This is a genomic window from Empedobacter sp. UBA5924 (genome assembly GCF_002431085.1).
Classification (GTDB): domain Bacteria; phylum Bacteroidota; class Bacteroidia; order Flavobacteriales; family Weeksellaceae; genus Empedobacter; species Empedobacter falsenii_B.
Map to the genome: position 1 here is coordinate 33,564 of NZ_DJDM01000054.1, position 10,519 is coordinate 44,082.

The window sequence follows — 10,519 nt, forward strand, 5'->3', positions numbered from 1 at the left end:
TACTATTACAAAGTTGAATAATTAAATTTGTATAGACAATATGTAACTAATTGCAATACAATGAAATACAGTGCTAAAGAACCTTGTTACCTGGAAACATTTTATAATGTATTGGAAATCAAAGATGCAGATACTAAGGTTGTGAAACACGCTTTTTCGAAAGAAGAAAAAGAAATTCGATTATACGGAATAGACGCACCAGAAATCCGAAAGAATAGAAAATTAAAAATAGATGAAGAAAAAACGCATCTTCCTGCTAGTTTGTTGATCGAGTTGGGATGGGAGGCAAGAAATTACTTAACCAACGTTTTGAGTATTTGAGATTGAATAACCATACTCACTGAAATAAAAAATGCCTACGATTTTTATCATAGGCAATTAGGTTATGTCATCCTGGAATCAGGCGAATGTTTGAATGAATTGTTGCTTCAAAATGGATATGCCAAAGCATCAAGGGACTATTATTGTTCCAAATTAGCAGAATATCAGTTGATGAACCGTACTGCTCAGCTAAATAAAATCGTTATATATGCTCGAATTTCGCATTTTTAAGCCCAGATCAAATGTTAAATTTTCGTTTTTGATGGCTCAAAATCTAATCTCAACAAAGACTTAAAACATACTTTTCCAATTGTTGTACTTATGTTGTACTAACTGCTATAAAATGAGTAAACAACCCACTAAAATAAAGACTTTTCAAAGAAACTTTGGATATAGTTGAATTATCTGAAGAAAGCGTTAAGAAAATAGACAAAATTCAACGTTCTTATTTGATTGAATTGAAAGTTCCGTCAAATAAATTGCGTGAGCATGTCAAATTTGCAGTGGAGAAAGGAATTATTATCGATCATATTTTGATTAATAATGAAGAAATGACCTTTGAGAAATATGAAAATGAGTTGAAAAATGAAAACAATAAAGCAATGAAAATCTCGAAACAAATCGAAAATAAAGTGAATAAAGCGTTGATAAATGATGCTACTTCTTATGCGACTATTGCGTATCAATTATCAGAAGAACCACGAGTTGTAACGAATATTTTACCACAAACTGATTTGAAAGCTTATAGAGAAATCAACTTAGGATATGAGTTAAAACAAAGTTGGAAAGATGGAATGTATTATTTCAAATCAATTTTGATTATTTTCTGTCAATTTCTGCCAACTATTCTTTCGGTATTGTTTTTGTTTTTTAGTATCAAGTATGTTGTGAAAGTAGTGAAGAATAGAGAAACGAAACAAAAAATGTAAGTAAATCTCTATTTGTCAAATGAATAAGAAAAAACTGATAATATTTAGGTTATTGTATTGATTAGAAGTAAAAAAATACTATTTTTGCAATAGAAGCTAGAATAATTGAAATTCTCAGGAGATGGAAAAAATGGTAAAATTTAATGAACTTGAAAACAAAGTTTTAAGTGTTTTAGGCCAACTAGGGAATTATAAAGATATATTGAAGGGCGCTGAAAACTCGATACAAGAATTGGAAAAATTGCAAAATGAAATCAATTCTCTAAAAGAAGAAAATGCCCGATTGAAAAATAAATTGAGAGATTCGCAAGCGAATAACTTAAATTTAAATGAGGAAGTAAAACGATTAAAAGTCGTTAATGCAATGAGCGGAAATCAGGAGTACAAACAAATGATGAAGCAAAGAATGAACAAATTAATAAAAGAAGTCGATACGTGCATCGCTCAAATTAAAACTAATAATTAATAAAAGAATGTCAACTCAACGAATTGAGATAAAAATTGCTTCACGTCATTACCCAATGACGATTAATTCTGACGAGGAAGAAATGTTACTTTCTTGTGCAGAAGAAATAAATGGTATTTTGAAACAATTTGAACAAAAGTACGCTGTTTCTGACAAACAAGACGCGCTTGCAATGGTGACAATTCAGTTAGCTTTACGTGAAGCAAAGCTGAAAAAGCAAGTGAAAGATAACGAAGAAATGACAACAGAGCGCATTTCGAAGTTATTAGAATTGATTGATCAGTCAATCGCAAAATAAGAGAAGTTCTGACAGTTGTGAAACTGTCCACTAAACAATATTCCTACATTAGTTCTAGCTATTTTGGTTAACTCAACACTAGTTTTGTTACCGAGTGAACACCGTTCGGAAAGCGGGCCGCAACCTTTTAGGTTCATTTATTTGACAGCGGATACTTGACTGACGGACTAACTCAAATCCTGTTTACAGGAGTTAACTCAAAACATACTTTACTAATGTAGGTTTTTTTATATATAAACATTACATAATCTATGGACCCAATTATGACAATAATTATTGCAATTGTTACATTAATCATAGGTGCAGCGGTGGGATATTTCTTATCAAAAAAATCAGTTGATAAACAGAATCAAGAACTGATTGACGAAGCAACTCGCAAAGCACAAAATTTGATTAATGATGCTGAGAAAGATGGTGAAGCCATTAAAAAAGAGAAAATTTTTCAAGCCAAAGAAAAATTTTTAGAATTAAAATCTAAACACGAAGAAGTTGTTAATCAACGTGAAAGAAAAGTAGCTGATGCTGAGCTTAAAGTAAAAGAACGTGAAGAGAGAATCAAAACGGACTTAGCAGAAATTCAGAAACAAAAAGATCAGATTAAATCTGAGAAAGGAAATATACAAGCACGTACAGAGAAGCTTAACATTAAGCAAAAAGAAGTGGATACGATGCACAAAAAACAAGTAGAAATCCTTGAGAAAATTTCAAACTATTCTGCTGATGAAGCACGTGCTGAATTGATTGAAGTCTTGAAAGACGAAGCAAGAACGAAAGCACAAGCTCATATCCAAGAAATTATGGAAGAGGCTGAATTGGATGCGAAAAATGAAGCGCGTAAAATTGTGATTTCTTCTATTCAACGAATCGGAACAGAGCAAGCGATAGAGAATGCAGTTTCTGTGTTTAACATTGAATCTGATGAAATCAAAGGACGTATCATTGGTCGTGAAGGACGTAATATTCGTGCAATAGAAGCTGCTACAGGAGTTGAAGTGATTGTTGATGATACGCCAGAAGCGATTATTCTTTCATGTTTTGATCCTGTTCGTCGTGAAATTGCTCGTTTATCTTTGCACCGTTTAGTAACGGATGGGCGTATTCACCCAGCACGTATTGAGGAAGTTGTGGCAAAAACAACAAAACAAATTGAGGATGAAATTATCGAAGTTGGTAAGAAAACAATTTTAGATTTGGGAATTCACGGTTTACACAAAGATTTGGTTCGTATTGTTGGACGAATGAAATATCGTTCTTCTTATGGTCAAAACCTGTTACAACACTCTCGCGAGGTGGCAAATTTGGCAGGAACCTTGGCTGCAGAATTAGGATTAAATCCTAAGTTAGCGAAACGTGCAGGTTTATTACACGATATTGGTAAAGTTCCGGAGCAAGAATCTGAATTGCCTCACGCAATTTTGGGGATGCAATGGGCAGAGAAATATGGAGAACATCCAGACGTAATTAATGCAATTGGAGCTCACCACGATGAAATAGAGATGACTTCTTTAATTTCGCCACTTATACAAGTTGCCGATGCAATTTCTGGTGCTCGTCCAGGGGCTCGTCGTCAAGTTGTGGAATCGTATATGCAACGTCTGAAAGATTTAGAAGCTACGGCTCTTAACTTTGATGGTGTGGAAAAAGCATACGCTATCCAAGCTGGTCGTGAGTTGCGTGTGATTGTAGAAAGTGATAAAGTTGATGACACAAAAGCAGCTGAATTATCGTTCTTAATTTCGGATAAAATTCAAAACGAAATGACTTATCCAGGTCAAGTTCGTGTAACTGTAATTCGTGAAACACGTGCAGTAAATATTGCAAGATAAAATTTAGAATTTAATCATATTCTTTAGGCAAGTCTATAACAAGGCTTGCCTATTTTTTTGTTAAATTATAGAAAATTAATCCAAGTTATAGTTGTTGTTTTGATAAAAATTATTAAATTATAACGAATAAAAATTCAAAAATAATTAATTAATAATCAAATAATTAACAACTTGTTGATAACCTTTTTATTTTTTAAGATTACAAAATTTTTAATTGTAAAATCTTATCTTAATTTTGAAAGAATCGATGAGTAATTGAAACGAAAATGTAACCCTATTGAGGTTCAAATTTCTAAATAAAATAAAAGAACCAACTTCATTTATTTTGATGAAAGAATTCGTTTTTACCAAAGTTTATTAATCTAAAAAGTCCAAAAAACTATGTCTATTTTTGATAAAAGGGTAAATTATAAACCATTTGAATATCCTGAAATTTTAACCTTTACAGAAGCAATCCAAAAAGCATATTGGGTACACGGAGAAGTAGATTTTACTTCAGATATCCAAGACTATCATGCCAATTTAGATGATGCGAAACGCGAAATTCACAAACGTTCTATTTTATCAATTGCGCAAGTAGAGGTAACGGTAAAAGGATTCTGGGGAGATTTGTATCATTATTTTCCAAAGCCAGAATTGAATGGATTAGGTGCTACTTTTGCAGAATGTGAGTTTAGACATAGTGAAGCGTATTCGCGTATTTTGGAGGTAAATGGTTATTTAGATGAGTTTAATGTAGCCTTACAAAATCCAATTTTCAAAAGTTATAATACGTTTGTTGGAGAAATTATGCGTGACGAGAACAAATCAATTGTAGAGAAATTATTGTTCTTTGCATTGGTAATCGAAGATAGTTCGTTATTCTCGAAATTTGCAAATATTTTGGCATTTACACGTTTTGATGGTTTAATGAAAAATACAGCAAACATCATTGCTTGGACATCTACAGATGAGCAAATTCACGCAAATGCTGGGATTTATTTGATTAATAAAATTCGTGAAGAAGGTTTATTACCAGAGGAATTAGATCAAAATTGGGTAGAAACTGCTGTTCGTGGTTATATTGACCAAGAAGAAATGATGTTAGATTGGATTTTCGAGAAAGGAGAATTTGGTTATTACTCAAAAGCAGATTTATTAAACTATATGAAATACCGTATTGATGAAGCAATTGCTAAAATTGGATACAAAAAAATATTTCATATTTCCCAAGAACAGTATAAACCGATGGCTTGGTTTGAGGAAGAAGTTTTTGCGAGTAGTTTAGACGATTTTTTCGCAAAAAGACCAGTAGATTATACTAAACATGACAAAAGTATTTCGGCAGACGATTTATTTTAAACCGCCAAAACTTTTTATCAAAAACACAACTATAAATAAAATTATTTAACAATATCACATCATTATAAATTCTAAAGCTATGGACAATCCAATACCACACGACGACATTCAAAATATATTTTTTGACGGTGAAGCACCAAAATTATGGTGGAAAAACTCTGAATCTGAACAAATTTTGAATAGAGGTTATTTATTGAAAGGGGAAACAGTTGAAGGAGCTATAGATCGTATCACGGCTGCGGCTGCAAAACGTTTATACAAACCAGAATTGCAAGAATCTTTCAAAGAAATGATAGAAAGAGGTTGGATGAGTTTATCATCTCCAATTTGGGCAAATATGGGAACAGAGCGTGGTTTACCAATTTCTTGTTTCAATGTTCATATTCCAGATAGTATTGAAGGAATTACGCATAAATTAGGAGAAGTTATTATGCAAACTAAAATCGGTGGTGGTACTTCTGGTTATTTTGGTGAATTGCGTGAGCGTGGAGCGGCGATTACAGATAACGGAAAGAGTAGTGGTGCTGTTTCGTTTATGGAATTGTTCAATTCTGCGATGAATGTGGTTTCTCAAGGTTCTACACGTCGTGGAGCTTTTGCGGCTTATTTGGATATTGATCATGATGATATCGAAGAATTTTTGAAAATTAAATCGATAGGAAGTTCAATTCAGAATTTATTTTATGGTGTTTGTGTGCCAGATTATTGGATGCAAGAAATGATTGATGGAGATGCGGATAAACGTCAAATTTGGGCGAAAGTTTTAGAATCACGTCAAGAAAAAGGATTACCATATTTATTCTTTACAGATAACGTAAATAAAAATAAACCACAGGTTTACAAAGATTTAGGAATGTCAATTAATGCTTCTAATCTTTGTTCAGAAATTATGTTGCCTTCATCTGCTGATGAATCATTTATTTGTTGTTTATCTTCTATGAACTTAGAGCTATACGATGAATGGAAAGATACTGAGGCAGTACGTTTAGCAATTTTCTTTTTAGATGCAGTTTTACAAGAATTCATCGAAAAAACAGAAGGAAATCATTATTTAGCATCAGCTAATCGTTTTGCAAAACGTCACCGTGCATTAGGTTTAGGTGTATTAGGGTGGCACTCTTACTTACAACGCAACATGATTCCTTTTGAAGGAATGGAAGCGAAATTACGTACAACAGAAATTTTCAAGCATATTCAATCTAAAGCAGATAAAGCTTCGGAAGAATTAGCTCGTATTTATGGTGAACCAGAGGTTTTAAAAGGCTACGGACGTCGTAATACAACAACTTGTGCAATTGCACCAACTACGTCTTCTTCTGCGATTTTAGGACAAACTTCTCCAGGAATTGAGCCGTTTGCTTCAAATTATTACAAAGCAGGTTTATCGAAAGGAAACTTTATGCGTAAGAATAAATATTTGACTAAATTATTACAAGAAAAAGGAATTGATAACGAAGATATTTGGCGCGAAATCATGTTGAATGGTGGCTCTGTGCAACATTTAGAACAATTGACAAAAGAGGAAAAAGATGTGTTCAAAACATTCAAAGAAATTTCTCAATTAGAAATTGTTCAACAAGCAGCGATTCGTCAAAAATATGTAGATCAATCGCAGTCATTAAACCTAAATATTCCACCAGATTTACCTGTGAAAGAAGTTAACCGTTTGATGATCGAAGCTTGGCAATTAGGTGTAAAAACATTGTACTATCAGCGTTCACAATCAGTTTCTAAGGAATTAGTTGCAAACTTAGTTTCTTGTTCTTCTTGTGAAGCTTAATAGGAAATGATATATTTTATTACAAATAGAAAATCCGCTCATTGAGCGGATTTTTAGATTTTATGAATTTTTTAGATTTAGTTATTATTGAACAAAAATTTACTGATTTAAAGTCGTTGAAAAGAACGGCTTTATTAATTAATATTATTGGATGCATTTTAGGTTTGAGTACATTAGTTTTTCAGTTTTTTAATGAAATTTTAATTTATTTATCTTTTGTTTATCCTATTTTTTGCATCATTTTAGTTAGATATTATCGAGGTTTGATCTCAATTGAGCCTGAAATTAGACCAAATCTTCCAACAATTTCTATAGGTTTTATGTTATCTTGTTTTGGATTAATCATTAGAACTGCTATGGATTACAATGTCTTAGATTATAAAAATGTATGGGTTCCTTCGAGTGTTATAGCGTTATTAATCTTAATAATCTATTATTTTAATCAATTTAAAATATTGATTTACAACAAGAAAAATTTTGTTTATAATGTTTTTATCATAATATTAATTGAAGTATTTTCTATTTATTCTGTTATATTCATTAATTGTAAGTATGATCAATCTACTCCTCAAATTTATGAAACTCAGATTTTGAAAAAAATTAAGAAAAATAGTAAAGGAGGTAGTAGTTATTATTTAATAATTGAAGATTGGAACAATACATTTATAGAAAAAGAGATAAAAGTAGATTATAAAAAGTATTACTCAAGTTTTGAAGGAGAAAAGCTTAAAGTAGCAGAAAGACGAGGAAGATTTGATATACCTTGGTCTTATTTTATAGAGTAATTATCATCTAAAAGACTCGTTACAAATTGTAACGAGTTTTTTTGATTGAATAGAAGTATTTTACTTCTTACTATCTTGCGCTCCGAAAACCTGTTGTAACAACGATGTTGTACGCAAAGCTTTATTCCCGCGAATTCCTTCTTCTTTTTCTGCAACCATGTTAAACACACCATTTATTGTTTGTTGTGTTACATAAGCATTCAGGTTTGGATCAATTTGATTTCCAGTTAACGTATTGTATTTTGTAATCAAATTATTCCAAACTTTATCCGCACTAACTTTACCTAAAGACGCTTCCACTTTTGGTTGAAAAGCCTTTGTTAAATCAGATGTTGTTTTTAGTTTTAAATAATTGGTAGCCGAATTATTTCCTCCTAATAAAATATCTTTCGCATCTGTAATTGTCATTGATGTCACAGCGTTTACGAAAATAGGAGCAGCTTCAGAAACAGCATCTTCAGCAGCAGAATTCAATAATTTGATTCCTTTATCCGCCAAACTTCCCATTCCTAAAGAACGCAAAGTTTTTTCTACATTTTGTAATTCTTCTGGCATCAAGATTTTTGCAACTGAATTATTATAAAAACCATTCTTTTGACCCAATGATTTTATTCCGTCCGTTAATCCTAATGACAAAGCTTCTTTCAATCCAGAGGCAACAGTTGCGTTAGATAAACCATTTAACTTTGTTAAGGATTCTGCAGAAATTGTTTTAGATTCTGTTGAACCATTTACAACTTTTATTGAATCAACTTTTACTGTTGAATTATTTTGTGTTGTCGTTTGAGTGTTTACTTTTTCGACTTCTTTTTTTAATGTTCCAAAAATTGATTTCAAATCTTGTGCTTTTGAATTTACTGCAAACGCTGAAATCAATGTTAAACTTAATATGATCTTTTTCATTTAGATTTTTTCTAAAAAATATTTCAGTTGGTTAATTCAATTATCTGACCAAAATTTAAAACTCACTTACAAAATGTAATTTCACTGACGGAAATTTATCTTGCGTCATTTGAATTGTAAAAGCAGAATCTGCTAAAAATACCAATTGATTGAATTTATCTCTTGCTAAATAACGTTGTTTAACACGTTTGAATTCTAAGAATTCTTCTGATTTTTCATCTTCAACTTCTACCCAACACGCTTTGTGAACAGAGAAAGGTTCGTACGTTGCTTTTGCACCATATTCGTGCTCCAAACGATATTGGATAACCTCATATTGCAGTGCACCAACGGTTCCGATAACTTTACGATTATTCATTTCTAATGTAAATAACTGCGCAACACCTTCGTCCATTAATTGATCAATTCCTTTTTCCAATTGTTTTGCTTTCATTGGATCAGCATTGTTGATGTAACGGAAATGTTCTGGGGAGAAAGCTGGAATTCCTTTGAAAGAAAATTTTTCACCTTCTGTCAACGTATCACCAATTCTAAAGTTTCCTGTATCGTGTAAACCAACGATATCACCCGCAAACGATTCATCAACCACTTCTTTTTTATCAGCAAAGAAAGCATTTGGCGCAGCGAATTTTATGTTTTTACCTTGGCGAACGTGGAAATAGTTGGTATTACGTTCAAATTTACCAGAAACGATTTTGATAAAGGCTAAACGGTCGCGGTGTTTCGGATCCATATTCGCATGAATTTTGAACACGAAGCCAGAAAATTTATTTTCATAAGGTTCGACAATTCTCAAATCTGTTTCTTTAGATTGTGGAGTTGGTGCAATATCAACGAAAGCGTCTAACAATTCGCGAACACCAAAATTATTAAGAGCAGAACCGAAAAATACAGGTTGTAAATTTCCGTCCATATATTCTTGCATATCAAATTCTGGATAAACTCCGTCAATTAAATCAATCTCATTACGAAGATTTTCGGCGTAAGTTGTTCCAATTAATGTGTCTAAATCTGGACTTGATAAATCCTCAACTTTCGTTGTTTCAGAAATTTTTTGTTTATTATCTCCAGAAAAAATATTGATGTTTTTCTCCCAAATATTATAAATTCCTTTGAAAGTTGCTCCAATACCAATCGGCCAAGAAAGTGGTGTAACTTGTAAGTCTAGTTTTTGTTCTACTTCGTCCATTAAATCAAACGCATCTTTTCCTTCGCGGTCCATTTTGTTAATGAAAACCAACATCGGAATTTTGCGCATACGACAAACTTCTACCAATTTGATTGTTTGTTCCTCAACCCCTTTTGCAACGTCGATTACCACAATCGCAGAATCTACGGCAGTTAGTGTACGGAAAGTGTCTTCGGCGAAATCCTTGTGACCAGGCGTATCTAAGATATTAATCTTTTTTCCTTTATATTCGAATGCTAAAACTGAAGTAGCAACCGAAATACCACGTTGGCGTTCAATTTCCATAAAATCGGAAGTTGCTCCTTTTTTAATTTTGTTACTTTTTACGGCACCAGCTTCTTGAATTGCGCCTCCAAAAAGTAATAACTTCTCTGTTAAAGTTGTTTTACCAGCATCGGGATGGGCGATAATTCCAAAGGTTTTTCTTTTATTTATTTCTTGTTCTAAAGACATCTTAATCAAATTTTCAGGTTGCAAAGATAGTTTATCTCACGAAAATTAGAAACATTATGGTTGATAGAATATTCTAAAGTAAATTGCGTTATTCTAAAAATAGTTGACGAAAGACGTATGAAAAAGATATTTTACTTTTTATTGTTGATGATTAGTGGGATTGTTTGGGGGCAGCATCTGTAATCTTCCCCTTGTTATGAACACTTAAAAGTAGAGTTTTTATTGAAT

11 protein-coding genes are annotated in these 10,519 nt (G+C 32.2%); 9 read left to right on the top strand and 2 right to left on the bottom strand.

The genetic code is table 11. The features are described from left to right. Window positions 1–60: 60 nt before the first annotated feature. The 9 genes from B3792_RS13535 to B3792_RS13570 all read left to right on the top strand — a co-directional run bounded on the left by B3792_RS13535 (window position 61) and on the right by B3792_RS13570 (window position 7,746). Window positions 61–321 (top strand): hypothetical protein, encoded by a 261-nt coding sequence (locus B3792_RS13535; protein WP_219035174.1) that lies wholly within the window; start codon window positions 61–63, stop codon window positions 319–321. Between the two features lie 24 nt (window positions 322–345). Continuing rightward, a complete protein-coding gene (locus B3792_RS14160; RefSeq protein ID WP_414647020.1) occupies window positions 346–552 on the top strand; it encodes a thermonuclease family protein in 207 nt (68 codons plus the stop codon). Window positions 553–707: 155 nt separating this feature from the next. Then, entirely contained in the window at window positions 708–1,250 is a 543-nt protein-coding gene (locus B3792_RS13540; RefSeq protein ID WP_219035173.1) for a hypothetical protein, read from the top strand. Window positions 1,251–1,371: 121 nt separating this feature from the next. Further along, window positions 1,372–1,716 (top strand): hypothetical protein, encoded by a 345-nt coding sequence (locus B3792_RS13545; RefSeq protein ID WP_019975371.1) that lies wholly within the window; start codon window positions 1,372–1,374, stop codon window positions 1,714–1,716. A gap of 7 nt (window positions 1,717–1,723) precedes the next feature. After that, the gene (locus B3792_RS13550; protein WP_038335658.1) at window positions 1,724–2,014 is read left to right on the top strand and encodes a cell division protein ZapA; all 291 of its coding nucleotides are present in this window, start codon (window positions 1,724–1,726) and stop codon (window positions 2,012–2,014) included. A 263-nt stretch (window positions 2,015–2,277) separates the two neighbouring features. Beyond that, a complete protein-coding gene (gene rny / locus B3792_RS13555) occupies window positions 2,278–3,840 on the top strand; it encodes a ribonuclease Y (protein ID WP_371875740.1) in 1,563 nt (520 codons plus the stop codon). A gap of 381 nt (window positions 3,841–4,221) precedes the next feature. After that, window positions 4,222–5,181: a ribonucleotide-diphosphate reductase subunit beta gene (locus tag B3792_RS13560; RefSeq protein ID WP_038335662.1), complete on the top strand. Its 960-nt coding sequence runs from the start codon at window positions 4,222–4,224 to the stop codon at window positions 5,179–5,181. A 79-nt stretch (window positions 5,182–5,260) separates the two neighbouring features. Continuing rightward, window positions 5,261–6,961, top strand: coding sequence for a ribonucleoside-diphosphate reductase subunit alpha (locus tag B3792_RS13565; RefSeq protein WP_115001235.1), 1,701 nt, complete (start codon window positions 5,261–5,263; stop codon window positions 6,959–6,961). 62 nt (window positions 6,962–7,023) lie between these two features. Continuing rightward, a complete protein-coding gene (locus tag B3792_RS13570; protein WP_286496359.1) occupies window positions 7,024–7,746 on the top strand; it encodes a hypothetical protein in 723 nt (240 codons plus the stop codon). A gap of 60 nt (window positions 7,747–7,806) precedes the next feature. Here B3792_RS13570 and B3792_RS13575 read toward each other — a convergent pair whose 3' ends face one another. Next, on the bottom strand, window positions 7,807–8,649 hold the full coding sequence (locus B3792_RS13575) for a DUF4197 domain-containing protein (RefSeq protein ID WP_280037648.1): 843 nt from the start codon (window positions 8,647–8,649) through the stop codon (window positions 7,807–7,809). Window positions 8,650–8,704: 55 nt separating this feature from the next. Continuing rightward, window positions 8,705–10,291 carry a peptide chain release factor 3 gene (locus B3792_RS13580; RefSeq protein WP_291069903.1) on the bottom strand — a complete coding sequence of 529 codons (1,587 nt, stop codon included), beginning with the start codon at window positions 10,289–10,291 and terminating at the stop codon, window positions 8,705–8,707. Window positions 10,292–10,519: the final 228 nt, after the last annotated feature.

Coding starts and splice junctions, on each gene's coding strand:
- B3792_RS13535 (WP_219035174.1), top strand. CDS start 61: ATGAAATACAGTGCTAAAGAACCTTGTTACCTGGAAACATTTTATAAT.
- B3792_RS13545 (WP_019975371.1), top strand. CDS start 1,372: ATGGAAAAAATGGTAAAATTTAATGAACTTGAAAACAAAGTTTTAAGT.
- B3792_RS13550 (WP_038335658.1), top strand. CDS start 1,724: ATGTCAACTCAACGAATTGAGATAAAAATTGCTTCACGTCATTACCCA.
- rny (WP_371875740.1), top strand. CDS start 2,278: ATGACAATAATTATTGCAATTGTTACATTAATCATAGGTGCAGCGGTG.
- B3792_RS13560 (WP_038335662.1), top strand. CDS start 4,222: ATGTCTATTTTTGATAAAAGGGTAAATTATAAACCATTTGAATATCCT.
- B3792_RS13565 (WP_115001235.1), top strand. CDS start 5,261: ATGGACAATCCAATACCACACGACGACATTCAAAATATATTTTTTGAC.
- B3792_RS13570 (WP_286496359.1), top strand. CDS start 7,024: ATGAATTTTTTAGATTTAGTTATTATTGAACAAAAATTTACTGATTTA.
- B3792_RS13575 (WP_280037648.1), bottom strand. CDS start 8,649: ATGAAAAAGATCATATTAAGTTTAACATTGATTTCAGCGTTTGCAGTA.
- B3792_RS13580 (WP_291069903.1), bottom strand. CDS start 10,291: ATGTCTTTAGAACAAGAAATAAATAAAAGAAAAACCTTTGGAATTATC.